This is a genomic window from Gemella taiwanensis, assembly GCF_054054385.1.
The window spans coordinates 224878-245325 of the sequence record NZ_JBSMTL010000001.1 but is presented as its reverse complement, the minus strand read 5'-3'; the positions used below and the strand labels follow the sequence as shown (position 1 = coordinate 245325).

At 29.8% G+C, this 20448-nt stretch carries 15 protein-coding genes and 1 riboswitch; all 15 genes read right to left on the bottom strand.

The features are described from left to right. Positions 1-112 precede the first annotated feature (112 nt). The 15 genes from ACWOA3_RS01175 to dltA all read right to left on the bottom strand — a co-directional run bounded on the left by ACWOA3_RS01175 (position 113) and on the right by dltA (position 20306). Positions 113-1903, bottom strand: coding sequence for an ABC transporter ATP-binding protein (locus tag ACWOA3_RS01175; protein ID WP_456883825.1), 1791 nt, complete (start codon positions 1901-1903; stop codon positions 113-115). Continuing rightward, positions 1896-4049 (bottom strand): ABC transporter ATP-binding protein, encoded by a 2154-nt coding sequence (locus ACWOA3_RS01170; protein ID WP_456883824.1) that lies wholly within the window; start codon positions 4047-4049, stop codon positions 1896-1898. Before ACWOA3_RS01170 ends, ACWOA3_RS01175 begins: the two co-directional genes overlap by 8 nt. Continuing rightward, positions 4036-4500 (bottom strand): MarR family winged helix-turn-helix transcriptional regulator, encoded by a 465-nt coding sequence (locus tag ACWOA3_RS01165; RefSeq protein WP_456883823.1) that lies wholly within the window; start codon positions 4498-4500, stop codon positions 4036-4038. Before ACWOA3_RS01165 ends, ACWOA3_RS01170 begins: the two co-directional genes overlap by 14 nt. Positions 4501-4655: 155 nt before the next feature. Beyond that, the gene (locus tag ACWOA3_RS01160; RefSeq protein ID WP_456883822.1) at positions 4656-6101 is read right to left on the bottom strand and encodes an N-acetylmuramoyl-L-alanine amidase; all 1446 of its coding nucleotides are present in this window, start codon (positions 6099-6101) and stop codon (positions 4656-4658) included. 1 nt (position 6102) lies between these two features. Then, positions 6103-6555: a D-aminoacyl-tRNA deacylase gene (dtd, locus tag ACWOA3_RS01155; protein ID WP_003146463.1), complete on the bottom strand. Its 453-nt coding sequence runs from the start codon at positions 6553-6555 to the stop codon at positions 6103-6105. A gap of 8 nt (positions 6556-6563) precedes the next feature. After that, positions 6564-8741, bottom strand: coding sequence for a RelA/SpoT family protein (locus tag ACWOA3_RS01150; protein ID WP_003146465.1), 2178 nt, complete (start codon positions 8739-8741; stop codon positions 6564-6566). Between the two features lie 245 nt (positions 8742-8986). Beyond that, entirely contained in the window at positions 8987-10483 is a 1497-nt protein-coding gene (locus ACWOA3_RS01145; protein ID WP_003146466.1) for an amino acid permease, read from the bottom strand. Positions 10484-10569: 86 nt separating this feature from the next. Further along, positions 10570-10748: riboswitch (Lysine riboswitch) on the bottom strand. Between the two features lie 211 nt (positions 10749-10959). Continuing rightward, positions 10960-12903, bottom strand: coding sequence for a fructose-bisphosphatase class III (locus ACWOA3_RS01140; RefSeq protein ID WP_456883821.1), 1944 nt, complete (start codon positions 12901-12903; stop codon positions 10960-10962). Between the two features lie 174 nt (positions 12904-13077). Beyond that, on the bottom strand, positions 13078-14241 hold the full coding sequence (locus tag ACWOA3_RS01135) for an ATP-grasp domain-containing protein (protein WP_442565890.1): 1164 nt from the start codon (positions 14239-14241) through the stop codon (positions 13078-13080). 25 nt (positions 14242-14266) lie between these two features. Next, the gene (locus tag ACWOA3_RS01130; protein ID WP_048803431.1) at positions 14267-15007 is read right to left on the bottom strand and encodes an esterase family protein; all 741 of its coding nucleotides are present in this window, start codon (positions 15005-15007) and stop codon (positions 14267-14269) included. 32 nt (positions 15008-15039) lie between these two features. Beyond that, positions 15040-15870 (bottom strand): alpha/beta hydrolase, encoded by an 831-nt coding sequence (locus ACWOA3_RS01125; protein WP_003146474.1) that lies wholly within the window; start codon positions 15868-15870, stop codon positions 15040-15042. A gap of 350 nt (positions 15871-16220) precedes the next feature. Then, the gene (gene dltD / locus ACWOA3_RS01120; protein ID WP_442565892.1) at positions 16221-17387 is read right to left on the bottom strand and encodes a D-alanyl-lipoteichoic acid biosynthesis protein DltD; all 1167 of its coding nucleotides are present in this window, start codon (positions 17385-17387) and stop codon (positions 16221-16223) included. 2 nt (positions 17388-17389) lie between these two features. Further along, on the bottom strand, positions 17390-17623 hold the full coding sequence (gene dltC / locus ACWOA3_RS01115) for a D-alanine--poly(phosphoribitol) ligase subunit DltC (protein ID WP_442565893.1): 234 nt from the start codon (positions 17621-17623) through the stop codon (positions 17390-17392). Positions 17624-17644: 21 nt separating this feature from the next. After that, on the bottom strand, positions 17645-18802 hold the full coding sequence (gene dltB, locus ACWOA3_RS01110; protein WP_442565894.1) for a D-alanyl-lipoteichoic acid biosynthesis protein DltB: 1158 nt from the start codon (positions 18800-18802) through the stop codon (positions 17645-17647). A gap of 1 nt (position 18803) precedes the next feature. Next, positions 18804-20306 (bottom strand): D-alanine--poly(phosphoribitol) ligase subunit DltA, encoded by a 1503-nt coding sequence (gene dltA, locus ACWOA3_RS01105; protein ID WP_456883820.1) that lies wholly within the window; start codon positions 20304-20306, stop codon positions 18804-18806. Positions 20307-20448 lie beyond the last annotated feature (142 nt).

The window sequence follows — 20448 nt, the reverse complement described above, 5'->3', positions numbered from 1 at the left end:
TTCTTTTAACAATTATCTCGAATATGAGATAATTATACTTTATTAGCTTTATATTGTCAAAAAAATAACATTAAAAGACATCTAGAGATAATTCTCTAAATGTCTTTCTTAATTATTCTGCAAATTGACTTTGATATAATTCTGAATAGAAGCCTTTTTGTTCTAATAACTCATCATGGTTTCCTTGTTCGATAATATCCCCATCTTTTAACACAAGAATCTTATCTGCATTTCTAATTGTTGATAAACGGTGAGCAATAACGAATGTTGTACGACCTTCCATAAGTTTATTCATAGCTTTTTGAATCAATACTTCTGTACGTGTATCTACACTTGATGTCGCTTCATCAAGAATTAATATAGGCTTATCAGCAAGTATCGCACGAGCAATTGTTAATAATTGTTTCTGTCCTTGCGATATATTTGATGCATCTTCATTCAATTCCATATCATATCCACCTGGTAATGTTTTTATAAAGTGGTGAATATGTGCTGCTTTTGCCGCTTCTATTACTTCTTCGTCAGTCGCATCTAATCGACCATAGCGAATGTTTTCCATTATCGTTCCTTTAAATAACCATGTATCTTGTAGTACCATTGTGAAGTAAGAACGAAGCTCAGCTCTATCTAATTTAGAAATATCTTTTCCATCAATAAAGATATTTCCACCATTAATATCATAGAATCTCATAAGTAGTTTAACCATTGTAGTCTTTCCAGCACCTGTAGGACCAACTATAGCGATCATCTCACCTTTTTTAACATCACTTGTGAAGTTTTTAATAATTATTTGATCTTCTACATAGCCGAATTTAACTTTGTCGAATACTACATTACCTTCTTTGTTAGTAACTGTTTCTAAGACTTCTACATCTTCTTCATCTTTAGCATCTAAGAACTCAAAAACTCTTTCTCCAGCCGCAGCCATTTTTTGAATTTCTGACATAGACTGTGCTATTTGACCAATTGGCTGAGTGAAGTTTCTTATATATTGGATAAATGCTTGAATATCACCTACACCGATAGTTCCTTTAGAAACTAATAATCCACCTGAGAATACAATACCAACATAACCAAGGTTACCAACAAAGTTAATCACAGGGAACATTAATCCTGAGAAAAAGTTTGCTTTCCAAGATGATGTATATAATTGCTCATTTTTATCATTAAATTCTTTAACACTTTTTTCTTTATAGTTGAATGCTGCAATAATATTTTGACCTGAGAAACTTTCTTCTACTTGCCCATTCACATCAGAAAGCATTTTTTGTTGACTTCTAAAATACTTCTGACTCCATTTTGTTATAGCACCTAATAATATCCCCGAAACTGGAATTAAAGCTAACGCAATTAATGTCATTAGAGGACTTATTGTAAACATCATTACGAGAACACCTAATACAGTCGCCGTATTAGAAATAATTTGTGTAAAACTTTGGTTTAGCGATTGACCTAACGTATCTACGTCGTTTGTTACACGTGATAAAGTTTCACCTACTGTACGTTGTTCAAAGTATCCAACAGGTAAAGTATTTATTTTCTTACTAATATCTTTACGAATGTCATAAGTCATTTGTTGAGAAATATTACTCATTAACCAACCTTGAATAAACATAAATAATGATGAAAGTATATATAAACCTAATACAGTAAGCAATATTCCAGCTATTTTCTCAAAGTTAATACTACCTTCATTACTAATCTTAGCTACTAATCCTTCAAAAAGTTCTGTAGTTGCTTTCCCCATAATCTTAGGTCCTACTATACCAAATACAGTACTAGCTAATGCAAAGAATACTATCAATATACTTGAGAATTTATACTGTGTAAACATCAATTTGATAATTCTTTTTAATGTTCCAGAAAAATTAGTTGCTTTTTCGATTTTTGTATCTCTATCCATGATGTTTACCTCCTTTTTTTAATTCTTCTTCACTAAGTTGACTTTCTGCAATTTCTAAATACGTTGGACAACTTTCTAGAAGTTCTTGGTGTTTTCCAATTCCTACAATCTTACCTTCATTCATTACGATAATCTTATCAGCATTTAGAATTGTTGCGATACGTTGAGCTACTATAATAGTAGTTACCCCAGCCATTTCTTCTCTTAAAGTTTTTCTTAATTTAAAATCTGTTTTGTAATCTAATGCTGAAAAACTATCATCGAAAAGAAGTATCTTTGGATTTTTCGCTATTGCACGAGCAATAGAAAGACGTTGTTTTTGTCCTCCTGAGACATTTGATCCACCTTGTGAAATTTCACTATTAAATTTATCTTCTTTTTCATTAATAAATTCTATCGCTTGAGCAATTTCAGCAGCTTTTTTCATTTGTTCATCTGAAATATTTTCATCAGCAAATTTAATATTTGATTCAATATTACCACTGAATAATACACCTTTTTGAGGAACAAATCCTAAAATATCTCTTAATTTACTTAAGCTTATATCTCTGATATTAACTCCATCAATCGAAATTTCACCTTCACTAGCATCAAAGTATCTTGGAATTAAATGGAGTAATGTAGATTTACCACTACCAGTACTTCCTATAATTGCTGTAGTTTTTCCTTCTTCTGCTTCAAAACTAATATTACTTAACACTGGACTATCAGCACCATCAAATGTGAAGCTAACATTGTCAAATTTAAGATTTCCTTTCACATCTTGTAGTTTACTATCATCGATATTTTCACCGTCAACAACAGTTACATCAGTAGCCAATACTTCATTGATACGACCAGCAGCAACTTCAGCACGAGGTAGTTGCATCATTAAGAATGTGAAAAACAAGAATGACATTACTATCTGCATTGTATACGTTATAAATGCCATCATATCTCCAACTTGAATACTACCAGCATCTATATTCTTTCCACCAACCCAAATTATTAATAATGCAATTCCATTCATTATTAACATAATCATCGGCATAAGTGCTGACAATGTTCTGTTGATGAAAAGTTGTTCATTTTTAAGAACAATATTTTCTTTATCAAATCTTTCTTCTTCATATTTTTCACGACCGAAAACACGAATTACAGATATACCAGTTAATGCTTCACGAGTTACTAAGTTAACTCTATCAATTAACTTTTGCATAATTTTGAATTTAGGCATTACTAAGAATGAGATTATTCCTAATGTTAAACCTAGGATACCTACACCTAACGCAATTATCCATGTCATACCTGTATCTGTTTGTGTAACTTTGTATACTCCGTATACTGCCATCATCGGAGCATAAATTGCAATAAATAACATCATATTTAAAGCATTCTGAATTTGTTGAATATCATTCGTACTTCTTGTGATTAATGAAGCAGTTGAAAACTTATCAATATCTTGTTTAGAAAATGATAATACCTTATTATACAGTTTTTCACGTAAATTATAAGCTATCTTCGAAGAAATTCTACTCGCTATAAAATTCGAAATAATACTTCCAATTCCAGAAATAAATGTCACAATTATCATCATAATACCTACTTCTTTAAGGTAATTTTTTCTAATTTCATTAGTATCAATACCAACATTATTTCTATATTCTTCTTTAACATAACGAATTCCAGCTTGTTTTGTAATCATATCAGCTGAACTTCCTAGATCACTTATTGATTTATTTTTTTGTTCAATTAAGCTAGCCTTTTTAACTAAACCTAGTTTTACGCCTTCTTCGACCTTAGCTAAGTCTAGATTTTCAGATTTTGCACCAGATACTACAGTCATAGTATTTTTTAATATATCATTTAATTCACTACGTTCTTTATCATTTATAGTATCCAGTTTATAAACATCACCGTCTTTTGTATATTTAGATGAAACTTTTTTAATTTCATCATCAGTCATAAATAATTGCAATTCTCTAAATGATTTTTCACTTATTTTTTCCGGAACGGCATCTTCAATACCACTTTGTTGAATACCTTTATCGACAATATTACTTGTGTAAGTTGGAAGCGCAAGCTCTGCAACAACACGAACCCCCAATATTGCAACTAGAAAGATCATCGGCACTAAGAAACCCTTTAAATATTTAATTAGTTTCATTGTTATCCTCCTTATCTTGTATTTCTTCTCGTAATACTAGATTTGTTTTTGTTAATAGTATATTAAAAGCTTCCTTTTCTCTAGCATCAAATTTATCCCACATAGATTTGAACCATGCTTCATAAGCTTTTTTATGTGATTCAAGATATTCGATTCCTCTTTCAGATAACTTTATATATTTTTTCCTTTTATCTTTTTCATCTATACTTTGAACTACAAAATCTTTTTCTAATAGCTCACTTACTAGAGCTGTTACCCTAGGCTTTGTCACACATAATTCTTCACCCAATTCTTGCATTGTAATTTTTTCTTTATATGATAAAAATAACATTGCTTGAAACTCTGGTTTTCTAATAGGAGCATTATTTTTTTTATGAATTCTTTTCATTATTTGTCTGAATTCTTCCATCATATCGATTGCCTGATGATATGATATTTCACTCTTGCTCATTTTCTACCTCCTTTATTAAATATAATAGTTCACAATATTAACTAATTAGTTAATCATGTTAACTATTATATTTTATTTTACACTTTTAGTCAATAGAAATTTTGATTTTAATAAAAAAAGATTAACCTAGAGATTATCTAAGTTAATCTATATTTTTATTTACTAAACACCCATGCTTGAGCAATATTATTTTTTAGATCATTTTCTGTAAATCCATTATAACTTGTAAGTTTTACATCATCATCATTTGGATCATTTATATAGAATTTATCATCTTCAAAGCCTCTAATAACTTTGTACGTTACTCTATCACCGAATACACCAGATTTTAATCTAACAAGAACTGGCTTATTGTCTTTTATAGCACTCTCTATATTTTCAATTAATTTGTCCATCTCAACTCTTTCAACCTTAAGATTATACTTATCTGCGAAAGCTGGGACAATTGTAGGTTGTGTTCCTTGATTTTTAATATAGTATTTATTTCCTGCCCAAGACGCAAGTTCTTCTACTGTTGCTTCATCTTTACCTATGTACTTTGCAATCATAGCAAGTGAAATAATAGCATCTCCATTAGTCTCGATTGTTTTCTTACTATCTAATCCATATGAAATATTTTTATATGCATCTTGTTTCATATAATACATAGGAACAGAAAGACCTTTTTGAGGTAAGTTTAGTAGCTGTTCTTTTCTCTTAGCATTATAATTATCTACATTTATTAGATAATATAGGTAACCCTCGATTCCCTCTTTTAATGAATCTATATACTGCTTATTCACAGTTTCATTATTCAATAGGTCTACATCAACTTTTTTATCTAAATTTGCTGATATAACTTTTACTTGTGGTAATTTATCACTAAGTTGAGAAAAATTCCCTTGTTTTTCAGAAGACGATACTTTTGATAAATAGTGATCTGAAAGATTTTTCTCGATGCTTCTCGCTACTATTGCAGACTGTTGAGTTCCGTAGTATATTTTTACTCCGAAACTATCTTTATTGCTAGTATTTATAGTATCTATGTCCATTAACAATTCTATTGAATTTTCTGCGGCAATTTTTGTTATTTCTTCTTTTGTAGGAGAAACGTCATCATTGTCCCTAGTTAAAATCACTTTTATACCATCTTTTTCTAATAATTCTTTTAACTGTTTAGCGACTTTTAGATTATAAGACTTAGCGTGTACTCCTTTATAATCAACACCTTCATCTTGTTTTGTTACTGGATTTAATAATATTGAATAAGATTTTAGCTTTTCTTTATTTTGATCTTCAGGGCTCTTCTGTCCACTTCCCAAAATGCTCCATCCTGGTACCCATCCAACAAAACTATCATTTGTCTTAATCTCATACCAAGTATCCGACTTACTTAGCATTTCAACATTATCCCCAGCAGTTACTTTTTTTAATACTGGATATGTATCATCCGGACCTGTTCTCAGCTCTATTTCTTTAGAAATAGTAATATTATTCTGAGCACCAGCCGAAGGATTCATTTTTTCTCCAATGAAGTTTATAAGCCCTCCTATTACTAATAATAATAGTAGTGCAAATATTACTAATAATACTCCATTTCCATTTCTTCTTTTTATTCTCATATTAATTTCCTGCTAATAGTTTTTCGTAAACAATAGTTACTGGACCATCATTAACAATATTCACTTCCATCATTGTTTGAAAAATTCCAGTCTCTACCTTTACACCTTCTTCTCTTAGATATTCATTAAATTTTTCATATAATTCATTAGCTTTTTCTGCACCTGCAGCACTCGTAAAACTAGGTCTATTACCTTTCTTAGTATCGGCATATAAAGTAAATTGTGAAACTGATAATATACTACCACCTACATCTTTTAGACTTAGATTAATTTTATCATTTTCATCTTCAAATAAACGAGCTTGAGCTATTTTCTTAGCTAAATATCTAGCATCTTCTTCTGTTGATTCTTTATGGACTCCAACTAAAAGACAGTATCCTTTATCGATATTTCCCACTATTTTATTATCTACACTTACACTAGCTTTTTTAACCTTTTGCAATACAATTTTCATATTTCCACCTATTTAACTATTCTTTCTACACTATAAACATCTGGAATTTGTCTAAGTTTTTTAATCATGAATTCACATTCACTAACATTTTTCACATATATTCCAATAGTTATTACGCAAGTTTTATCAACTTTAGATTCAGAATTTAATTTTTTTATTTCTACTCTGCTCTCACTTAATGTTAATAGTACATTTTGTAATAATAAATCTCTATCAAAAGCGTGTATTTGCAATGTAACACTATAACGACGAGCATTTAAGCTTTCTACCCATTCAACTTCAAGTAGTCTGGCTTTGTCCTCTTCTGTTAAATTAGGACAGTTATGTCTATGAACAGTAACACCACGTCCTTTAGTAATAAATCCTACAATTTCATCTCCAGGTATAGGCTGACAACATTTTGATAATCTAACAAGAATATTATCAACACCTTTTACATAAACACCTGTTTCAGTCACTATTTTTTTAGTTTCTTCTGCATTGAAAAGTTTCTCAATTTTTTCTTGAGTCATCTTTTCTTTTCTGATTTTCTCTGTCAACCTAGCAAAAATCTTATTAGCTGTTATACCACCATAACCAATAGCAACATACATTTCTTCAAGATTAGCAAATTTATATTTATTAAGTGCAACTGCAATATTTTCTTCCGTTAACACTTCATCAACATCAAAGTTATTTGCTTTAATCTCATCTTTTAATAATATTTCACCTTTAACTAAGTTTTCTTCGCGAGCAGCTTTTTTGAAAAATGCTTTAATTTTTGATTTAGTTTGTGATGATCTCGCAATTTCTAACCAAGAACGTTTTGGCCCTGTAGAGTTTTTACTAGTACGAATATCACAAATTTCACCAGTAGAAAGTACATAATCAAATGGTTCTATTTTATCATTTACTGTTGCCCCTACCATTTTATTACCTACTTCCGAGTGAATCGCATAGGCAAAGTCCACAATACATGATCCTTTTGGTAATTCTATAATATCACTATTTGGTGTGAATACATAGATTTTATCACTTAGTAAATCTACTTTTAATGATTCCATAAAGCTTTCTGCTGTCGCTTCAGTTTCATCATTTTCAGCGATTTTTTGGAACCAATTTAATTTTTCATAGAAGTTATTATTTTTATTTACTTTCTTACCTTCTTTATAAGCCCAGTGAGCGGCAATCCCTTTTTCTGCAATCTCATGCATTTCATAAGTTCTAATTTGAACTTCTAGAGTTTGTCCATCTGGTGCTATCACCGTAGTATGTAATGATTGATACATATTAGGTTTTGGCATAGCAATATAATCTTTTATTCGACCTGGAATAGGAACCCAAAGATTATTCACTAGACCTAAAGTAGCATAACAATCCGCTACACTATCAACTAATACACGAACAGCTAATAGATCATAAATTTGGTCAAAAGTTTTATTTTGTTTAACCATTTTTTTATAAATACTATAAATATGTTTTGGTCTACCAGTAACTTGGGCTTTAATATTGTTTTCCGCTAAAATCGAGGTAATACTTGAACATGCATCTTTTATGCTTTCTTCCCTAGCACTTCTTTTCTGTTTCATCATTCCTACTATTGAGAAATATTGAGATGGATGTAAATACCTAAGTGAAGTATCTTCTAGCTCCCATTTTACCGAACTTATCCCTAGTCTATGAGCTAAAGGTGCATAAATCTCAAGTGTTTCACTAGAGATTTCACGTTGTTTTTCCTCTCTCATATATTTCATAGTTCTCATATTATGTAGCCTATCTGCTAACTTAACGAAAATTACACGCAAGTCCTTTGCTATAGATACAAATAGTTTTCTATGATTTTCTGCTTGTGATTGTTTTTTAGAGCGGAATTTTACTTTATCTAATTTTGTAACACCATCAACTATTACAGCTATATCTTCACCAAATGTTTCTTTAATATCATCAAATGTATACTTAGTATCTTCCACTACATCATGTAAAAATCCTGCACAAATTGTTGCATAATCTAATTTAAGCTCAGTTAAAATTCCTGCAACTTGAACTGGGTGTAATATGTATGGTTCCCCTGATTTTCTAAATTGTCCTTCATGAGCAACTTTTGCAAATTCATAAGCTTTTCTTATTGTTTTTATTTGCTCTTCTGGTAAATATTTACTCGCCATATCTTCTACATTTTCATAACTATATGGATATTCAAGATTCACAGAAATTCCTCCTCTATCAAAATTTAATCTATCCTTTATAATACCACAAATCAAGGAAAATTTCCCGTGATTTAACTAAAAATATTACAATTTTATAGTATTTTCATAATTTATTTAATTAGTTATTAAAAACTATATTAATGATTCAATTGATAGAAATTCTCGACAATAAAATTATAATGTATCTTTTTACTTTATAAACAAAAAAAATTCTAGTTCAACACGAACTAGAACTTTTTTATTTATTATTTAGTATCTACATCTTGTGATAAATCTACTTTATCTAAAGGTATCACTTTTGTTTTATATCTAATTTTGTGATATAGATAGAAGAATAAGAAAATCGGAACTCCCATATATGTTGTTAACATTCCGCTCCAATTTACAACACCTTTAGTAATAAGCTCTGTATCTTGACCGATAATAACAATAATACATAATACTAAAGCGATAATTGGACCCGCTGGGAACCATTTTGCTCTATATTTAAGATCATTTAAATCTTTACCTTGAGCAATATAAGCTCTTCTAAATCTGTAGTGACTTAATGCAATACCTAACCAAGCGATAAATCCAGTTAATCCACTAGCCGCAACGATATAAGTATACGCATTAGCACTTGTAAGTTGGATTAAGAAGATTAAGAATACTACTACAGCTGTTGCGATTAATGAGATAACCGGTGTTCCATATTTTGTAACACGTCCAAAAATTGGATACGCAAGTTTTTCTTTACTCATTGCATAAAGCATTCTTGTTGAGGCATACATACCTGAGTTACCAGCTGATAAAATTGATGTTAAGATTACTGCATTCATAACACTTGCCGCTAGAGCAAATCCTGCATTTTTGAAGACGATTGTAAATGGTGATTTAGCAATTTCTTCTGCACTTGCAGCACCTAATAAATCTGGTGAAGTATAAGGAATTAATAATCCGATAACTAAGATAGCTAGTACGTAGAAAATTAAAATTCTCCAGAATACTTGTTTTACTGCTTTTGGAATACTTTTCTCTGGATTTTCACTTTCTCCAGCTGTAATACCGATTAACTCAGTACCTTGGAATGAATATCCAGCGATTAAGAATACTCCAAGAGTTGCAAGAATTTGTCCTGATAATGAAGAATCTTCTCCAACGAATGGTGCATCACCAATTGTTAAGTTTTTGAATCCAATGTATTCTCCACCTAAAATCCCGAAGATAGTTAAACATCCAACTACTAGGAAAATGATTACTACTACTACTTTAATAAGTGCAAACCAGTATTCACTTTCACCATAAACTTTAACACTAAGTGAGTTTAAAGCGATAATAATAACTAGGAATAATAAGCTCCAAGCCCAGTGAGGAAGTACTCGCATAGGCTCCCAATAACTAATTGCTAATGCAGATAGCTCTACGTCAGCTGCTACTGTAATTACCCAGTTAAACCAATAGTTCCATCCTAAAGCAAATCCTAATGAAGGATCCACATAACGTGTTGCATATGTACTAAATGACCCTGATGTAGGAAGATATGTTGCCATTTCTCCTAATGATGTCATTAAGAAATACACCATAAGCCCGATACATAGATAAGCTACAATAGCTCCCCCAGGTCCGGCACTTTGAATTGCTTGACCACTTGTCATGAACAACCCACTACCGATACATCCACCGATAGCAATCATACTAATATGACGTGATCGTAAATTTCTTTTTACTTCTGTTGCATTATTGTTATTGCTGTTGTTTGTCATAATAAAAACCTCCTTGATAAAATAAAAAAGCATAACTTCTACCATATTTGCACGGAGTTATACTTCACATTATCTCTCCAAAACAAGATATTAGTAGCGCAACATAGCCTCACGACTATGACAGTCCTATACTTAGTTCAATATAGGCCCAACAATATTAACATAGGATTAATATCATTTCGGCGACGTTTCCTTTCAAGTAATCTCATCAAGCCCTACACTTTCAATTACTCTACTGATAAAAATCGCAACCTCTACCTCACTTATTTTGTGAGGTACATATTCAATTAACTAAAAATTAGTATAATATAATTTGCTTATATTGTCAATAAAAAATTTTATTTTTTTAATATTTCCAATCAAATACATAGTATACCTCACTAAAAATAGGAAAGTCCCAAAATCTTCTATTTAGATATTTTCGATTATTTTTATAAATACAATTAAAAGGAGATTAGAACCTCCTTTTAATTAACTTATCTCTCACAAATCGTACCTTGTCTATACTCCTCTAATAGAATTTTCAATAATTCAATTTGTTTAAGTATCTTAACACCACTATCAGTATCAATCACTTTTTTTCTACATAATTTGTCTACTACTCTCTTAGTTGAAATTATATCTGTCTCATTTTTGATTGATTCTTCTTTACTTTGGAATATATCATGACTCATTATTTGTAAACCATAAGAGTTATAAGTTAAAGTATATCCGCCGTGCCCTGTTGTTTTATGATATGCCCTAGACATTCCTCCATCGATAACTATCGTTCTACCATTAGCTTTTATCGGATTTTCTCCTTTTGTTTCCTTAACTGGAGTGTGTCCATTTATAATGTGACCCTCACTAGTTAAACCAAACTCATTTAATAACTTAATACAAAACTCTTCATTATCTCTAAGTTTGTAATAAGCATTTTTTACTTCCTCATGAGTGGTCTTATCCTCGATAAAATATCTCTCAAAAGTTGTCATATCACATTTACCAAATAACGGAGAAAATTGTCCTTGCCAAAGATAAAAGAACAAGCCATTATCTTCTCTACGATCACAATAAAATATGCTGCGAATTTTCTTATCAAAAAAGTCTAGTAATCTTTTTCCAGAATACTTATATCCTTCAAAAGAAAATTCCTGGAAGTTACCTTTCTCATCTACTGGCATACAACCATGTAACAGCAGGTTTCCATTATAGCAACAATACATACCGCCTTTGTTAATAAATAATTCAACATGTTTTTTCAACTTTTCACTCGTTATAAATGATTCTTTTAATCTATTAATAATCTTCTCTTCTTCTTCTGTTAATTGATAAGGATTTTTTTCATCTACTGTCGGGAAATTACATGAAGTTAATGGATATTCTTTACCGTTAATTTTTACTGTTTGTTTTTTAAAGTTTATCTTATCTAGTAATGCTCGTCTTTGCAATTTAAATTCTGGGTGTTTGTCGATAATTTGTTTTTCTAGTTTAAATTGAATTATCGCCATAGCTTTATGCATTCTTGCTATTTGCATAATCTCATGTTCACTATATTTTAACTCATCATTTTTAGATAGTTTTGGTAAAAACTCTTTACAATTATCATCTTTATAATATGTTTCACTAAAATTTAATAAGTTTCTAAGTGGAATTCCATATCTATCTTCTATAATGTCCAAATTATCATATCTTGCACATATTCTTATAACGTTTGCTAATGATATTCTATCTCCGAGATAAGCCCCTATCCATAGCATATCATGATTTCCCCATTGAATATCAAGTGAATGATAATTCAGCAATCTATCCATTATTTTATCAGGAAATGGACCTCTATCATAAATATCACCTACAATATGTAAATGGTCTATTATTAACTTATGAATACTTAATGATAATTCGATAATGAACTTATCCCCTGCACCTAATTCAATTATATTTTCTAGAATTCTATCATAGTAGTCATTTTTATCACTACTTTGCATTTTGTAAAGCAATTCTTCAATAATATACTTAAAATCTTTTGGTAAAATTTTTCTTACTTTAGATCTTGTATACTTTCTTGCAGCTACCTGAGTTACCTCTAATAAACGAAGAAGAATTATTTTTTGGAATTCTTTATAGTCACACACATCGAATTCTTTTCTTAAGAGATTTAATTTTTCTTCTGGGTAATAAATTACAGTAGCCAGTATATTCAAATCTTTTTTAGGTAATCTGTTTCCAAACACTTCTTTAAGTTTTTCTTTAATAATACCTGAACCATTTCTCAAAATGTGATCAAAGGCCTCGTATTCTCCATGTATATCACTTAAAAAGTGTTCTGTTCCTTTTGGCAATGTTAATATTGCTTCTAAATTTATTATCTCCTTAGTTGTCTCATCAATATTTTTAAAATTTTGAGATAGTAATTCTAAATGTTCCCTAGAAATGTTCATGTTATTCTCCTTTTTAAGTTTTTTCAGTTAAAGCTTAACATACTTCTAACTATAATTCAAGTATTATTACACATTATTCTAAAAAATAAAGGGTATTAATGTATATTAATAGATTCATTATACAAAAAACATAGAAATCAACTTTAAGTTAATTTCTATGTTACATATTTTATTCTACTTTAACTTTCCTACAAATCTTTCCATTTCTTTCATTTCTTCAAGAGTATCAGCTACAAGAACATACATCGTGTTTCCTTGAAGTTCAGCGAAAGCTTCTGGCATTCTTAGAACAGCTTTCAGTTTATCTTGATATTTTTCTCTAATTTCTTCATCAGAATAAACATAATCTTTATAGTCACGTCTCGTTGACGCTAATCCATATTTTTCATCAACATTTAATCCATTAAATGTTCCATTAGCCACCTCAGCATATACTCTGAAATAATCTGTTGAATGTGCAAAGTTATAAACATCCACAGCAAACGCTCCTGCAGGACGGTTATTGTACTCTATTGCTATATAATCATCTTTAGTTTTAAAGAATTCAATATGGAAGAAACGTTCTTTCATTCCAAATGCCTTAACAGCATTCTTACCGTATTCTACTAATTTCGGATCTAAATCTTTATCAATGTAATAAACCCAATCTAGAGTATTGTTATTCAATAAATCTAATGGTGTGTGATAATATACAATGCTTGTATAAAATACGATATTTCCTTTAGCATCAACTAATCCATCAAAAGTCACGATGTCAGAATTATCAACGAAAGGTTCTAAGAAGTAGTGCGTAGTTCCATCCCATTCTTTTTTGAAATTTTCTACATCTTTCTTATCTTTAAGTTTGTAAGTTGCCGCTGCTCCTACTCCATTATCAGGCTTAGCAATTAATGGAAGTTTTAATTTTTTCACACCTTTTTCGATGTCTCCTTCTTTTTTCACTAAGAAACCTGGTACAACAGGAACTCCAGCTTTTTCAAAGTATTTTTTCATCTCTGATTTGTGTTTTGTTTTCTTAAGATCATGTTCTTTTAAACCAAATACATTAAACTGAGTACGTAAAGCAGCATCAAGCTCCATCCAGTGCTCATTTTGAGATTCAATTCGATCAATATGACCATGTTTATGATATAAAAATGCAACTGCACGTTTAACTTCATCAACATCATCTAAACTATTAACTCTGAAATATTCAGTAAGAGCTTCTTTAAGTCTTTGATCAAGTTGTTCGTATGGTTCTTCTCCAATTCCCAATACATTAATTCCTTGATTTTTTAATTCAATTGAAAATTTTTGAAAATTGTGTGGGTAATATGGTGATATAACTATGTAATTCATAAATACTTTCTCCTCTTCTTAATTATTATAAATTTAATTTATCTAAAAAGTATGGCATTTGGATTCTCCACCAAGGCCAGTCGTGTGCAACATCGTCGCCCCATACATCAAACCATGCTGGAATATTTTTTTCTTCAAATGCTTTTTTCAAACTGTAAAATGATGGTAGACCATCTTGTTCCCATGGTCCTAAACCAGTACAAACTATAATATCTGCATTTCTGTAGTGATCTATAAACCATCCATCATTTTGATTCCAAATATTATCACTAGGTGAATTTCTGTAGATTAACTCATCATTACCATACTCACCTACGAAAAATCTAGCATCATAAACTCCACTTAGAGCAATGACTTTTCCAAAAACATCCGGGTGTTGTAAGAAGATATTAAACGAGTGATATCCTCCCATACTACAACCTGTAGCCATCATTTGACCAAACCAACCTGTTTTATGCTTAATAAATGGTATAGCTTCTTCAATTACATACTTTTCATATTGTGTATGTGCTAATGCTCTATCATGGCCATTTTTCCAATCGCATAACCATGATTCACTATCAACACTTGATAATGTAAAAAATTGAACTTTCCCTTCATTTATAAATCTTTCACAAGCATGTATCATACCAAAATCATAATACTCATTGTGTGTTCCCCCAGATGATGGAAATACAACGATAGGTAATCCTGCATGTCCATATCTATTAAGAACCATTTCTCTTCCTAAATTTCCACTATAATGACTTAAATTCTCTATATTCAAATTAAATAACCTCCATTTTCTATAAAATACTCTTACCAGTTTTCACTAATAAACCTTAAACATTCCGGTAAATATTTAGCCCAACATTCTTCGCTATGCTCACCATTAGCTACTACATTTAACTTAAGCTCACTAGTTGATAAACCAGCATCAATTAGTTGTCTATAATAATCTAAACTTGCATCTATATATAGTTGTTTTAAATTACCATTTGCCAATTGTTTATCTGTATCGTCACCTTCATTTGTTCCTACTTCAATATATACTCTTTGATCCGAAACTTTATGTTTTGATATATATCTATCAAATTCAGGTTTATTTAACCAGTTTGCTGATGAAAATACTCCTAGACATCCTACTACATCTTTGTGCTCTAATCCTATATATTGTGAAATATTAGCTCCTAAAGAACTACCAATCATCGCTGTGTATTCACGCTGTGGTTTTGTACGATATGTACTATCGATAAATGGTTTAACAACATTTACAAAAAAGTCAGCATACTCAGATCCTAATCCACCTAATGTTAAACCGAAATTTAATATAGGTAAACTTGAGAATTTCCAAGGTGCATATTCATTCATTCTTCCTTCATTATCATTATCAATACCAACTATTATCATTTTGGGCATATCTGGGTTTCTTTTTATCGCTGGAATTACTTTCCATGAGTGCCCACTAAAAGATTCTCCACTATAAAAAACATTTTGACCATCATTCATATAAACTACTGGATAATGTTTATGTTCATCTTGAGCATATCCTTTTGGTAAAAGAACTCTAATACGACGATTCTTCCCTGTATACGGAACTTTTAACTCATGCTCTTTCATCTCTAAATAAAAATACGCATCTCTATTCATTAATTTTTTCCTTCTAAATTATTATTATAGCTATAATTCTACAATATTTCTCATATAAAATCAATTAATTGAGTGTTATTTTCTGTAATTTTTCTGAAAAATTAATTTTAACATATTATTTTCATAATAAATGATACTAAAATATTCACTTTTGAATTTAAATTCATTATTCATTTCTAAATAAAATAAAAACGGATTGCATAAAACAACCCGTTTATTAACCTTAAAATTCGCTGTATACATATTCTTGAACATTAGAAAAATCAGTAATGAATGAATATATTATTATTCCCATTATTATAATATAAAAGAAAAATATCCATAACATCAATTTTTGATTTTCATTCATTCTATTTTTTAAGCTTGTAAAGATCTCTTTCAAAATCAATCCATCCTCTCCAACCTAAATGCATTGCATCGTACATATAATATTCCTCATATTCTTTACTAGAATAATCCATTACTTCTATATTATTCTTTTTAGCAATTTTTTTTAAGTTATTATATGCAACCTGTCTTTTTTCACTATCTATTCCTGTATAATCACTCCATTTACCATTAGCAGGAAGTATTGCGAATTTCATATTTAGATTCAAGTCTTTTACTATTGATAAAAGTATATCTAAATCATCATATTCCTTAGACTCATCATATTTTGTATTTTTAGAACTATTTTTCAATTGATCATATTTTGTTTTAATATACTTATCGTAGTATGTATTGTCAATTTGATAATCATTGTTATTAGTTCTTTCTTTGGCTTGTTCAGTTACCTTTTCATCTAACTCTTTCCAGTCATAATCAGGTGTTTTTTCACCACTTAATGGATAATTTTCTCTACCTTTATTTTTAAAAAACTCATACTTATTCTTCAGTTTATAAAAGTAATTATCCAGTTTTAAAAATTCCCCTGTGATAAAATTCCCTTGCTCCTGTACAAAATATTTTTTATAACTTCTATATTTCTTATTAAGAACTTTATTAGTTGATGAAAGTTCAATTACTCTATTGATAAATTTTTCTTTTGTTTCTTTACTAATTTTATCATTAGCCATAGTGTTATAAACATGTTCACTAGAAATTCTTGATAAAAATGCATCTTTTAATATACCATTTTTATTATCGAACCACTGAATTGATTGAATCATGACAATTTCATTATTTCTAACATCATTTCCTATAGCTCCAATCGTTGCCGCATGTATAATGTTTTGAGAATTACCTACCCCAATCTGCATAATATTAAAATCATCATAGTTAAAGATTTTCTTTGGATGATATTCTTCATTAATTGTTGTAGTTAATTCTGATGAACCTAATAATACTAATGTTTTAGGAGTAATATTCTCAAGGATTATATCCTTACTCTTATATTTCTCAAAAGCAGTACTATATCTGACACTATTATCATTTACTTTATAATAGTCTTCTATCTTTTTTATATACGTCTTATTTAAAATTACAAGTGTAATTAATACCAATACTATTGATATTAAAAATGCTTTTAATCTTATCATCTCTACTTCCTATTTTCTATATATGCAATTACTTTATTTGGTGTATCGATTTCTTCATATGTTACTTCTGTTGGCGCTATACTTAATCCAAATATTTCTTCAATTTTCACTAACATTTCTACGAAAGCTAATGAGTCCATTAGTCCTTCTTCTTTCATATTTATATCTAAATCTTCTCTTACAACTTCATCTTCACAGATTTCTTCTAACATATCCAATACTTGTTCTTTTATCATGTTTGTTCTCCTAACTCTATATTATTTTTTTAGTACATGGCTTATTAGTTTATATGGTTCTCCTGAAAAGATATATAAACCTATTATTACTAGATTTATCGTTATGAACCAACTAAGTACTTTATACCATGTTTCATTTTTATTCTTCTTGTAAAATTTACTTTTCTTCTGATAGTATTCAAATCCCGCCATTAATAAACCGTGATAGAATCCATAGACTATATAACTTATAGTTAGTCCATGCCAGAATCCCATAAGTACCATGTTTACCATATACGCATACATCGCTGTATTTAGTCTCTTCTTAAATCTTTTCTTCTTTGTTGCTTCCATAAAGATTCTTGAGAATACGAAGTCTCTTAACCATGTCGATAGTGTTATGTGCCATCTATTCCAGAAGTCTTTTATGTCTATACTTAAAAATGGTTTATCGAAGTTCATAGGTGTTTTTATTCCTAAAATATTACTACTTCCTACCGCCATTAAACTGTATCCTGCAAAGTCAAAAAATAGATATAGTGTATAGAGATACATGTATTTTATCGAATACATAAAGACTCCATGGTTTGTTAAACCAACTAGATAATGATAACTCAATGTTGAGAATACTACTTTGTATAATAATCCCAATATTAACCTGTATATTCCTTCTCCCGCTAGTTCTAAGTACTCGGCTCTCGGCATCTTTTCTTTTATATCACTCATGAATCTTCTACTTCTATCTATCGGACCTGAGCTTACTGTTGGGAAGAATAATAAGAATTGTACATATTCTACAGCACTGATTTTTTCTTTTATTAAACCATCTGATATTTCTATCATAATTTGTATCGTTTTAAATGACATATATGATATTCCAATAAAAGCTAATAAATGTAAATGCGTTACCGCAAATATTTTATTTATTACTAATGGTAATATTGATAATATCACTAGTATTTTTAAGGATTTTTTATTTTCTGTTTTTTGTGCTATTAATACCAATATGTATTCATATAGGATAAAACCTATTAGGTACGCTAACATTATCGTGCTTTTTCCATATATTACTACGGCAAAAATTATCGACAACATTAAGATATAATACTCGATTCTTTTACCAAAATAGTTTATTATAAATCCTATAATTAGTGCTATAGCTAAGAAAAAGAAGAATTCTATTCCTTCAAAGTAGCTCATCTTATACTAACTCCTTTAACTTCTTCTTATCTATTTTACCATTATTATTTAATGGCATCTCATCTAAAAAGACAATCTTCTTAGGTATCATATATTCCGGTACTAATTTCTTAAGCTCTTGTTTTATCCGTTTTGTTACTTCGAAGCGTTTTTCAATCTCTTGATTGTATATTACAAATGATACTAGTGATTTTACTTTTCCTTCTTCATAACTTGGAACTGTCGCCGCTTGTCGTATTTTTTTATTTTTTAGTAGATTGTTGTCTATATCTTCAAGTTCGATTCTATGCCCGTGAAGTTTCACTTGGAAGTCTATGCGCCCTTCACAAAACAACATGCCATCTTTGAAATATCCTAAGTCTCCAGTAAGATAACTTCTTTCTTCTTTTCCGTCTACTTCTCCTAAGCCAAATTTTTCATTTGTTATAGCATCATTTTTGAAATAACCTTTTGCGACAGTATTTCCTGTAATTACTATCTCACCTTTACCTTCTTCATCAGGATCAGCTAAATGTACTTTAGTACCCCATTTCACTTCTCCTACTGGTAGGTTCTCATAGTATTTCGCATTTAATTCTTTCGTTATTTCTACCCATGTCACCATTACTGTCGATTCTGTTGGTCCATATGTATTTATTACTTGAGCATCTCCAAAATTTTCATGGATTTTAGCTACAGTAGTACTAAAAAGTTTTTCTCCACAAAATACAAATTGTTTTACTTTTGGCATTAAACTTTGGTTGAAGTTTTTATCTATAAAGCACATTTCTATAAATGACGGTGTTGAAATCCATATTGTAGCATTTGATTTATTTAATTCCTCAAACATTAATTTGAAGTTTTCTTGATGTTTTTTATCTATTTGTACTAAAGATGCCCCTAAGTACATACTTGGCCATAATGACATTACCGATAGATCAAATGAGAATGGTGGATGTCCTAAAAATACTAGTTCTTCTTTTTCATCATAATATCCTGTATACCAATGTAAGAAATTATTCAAGTTGTTATATGTAATACACACACCTTTTGGCTTTCCTGTACTTCCTGATGTGAATATTATGTAAAATAGGTCTTTATCTTTTACATAGTGTTCTTTTGATATTGAACCTTGAACAGTTGATAGTATTTCTTTAGCAGATTCTACATCTAGCATTTCTCTAGTCAGTTCTATTTTTTCTGTGACAAGTACTAGTTTTGATTCTACTGTTTCTACTATTTCTTCCACTCTGTCTTTAGGTGTGTTTATATCTACTGGACAGAATGCTCTTCCCGATTTTACACACGCTAAAAAGTACACTAACATAAACGGATGTTTATGTCCATAGACTACTATAGGGTTTTTATCTTCCCTTAGTTTTTCTTCTAGATAAAACGCAAGTTTATCCGAATACTCTATTAAATTTTTATATGTTAAATTTTCATTCTGATATATATTATTAATATATACTTCTTTAGAACTATTTCTATACTGTTCTAGTTTTTCAAAAAAAGTTAATTTCATATTTATCTTATCCTTGCCTTTATCGTTATTATTTACTATCTAATACAATCTATTACTTCTACGAAAACACATATGAAAAGAAGTTACTCTTTCACTTATACTATTATAATATAAATCTTATCAAATGTGATTAAAATTTAAT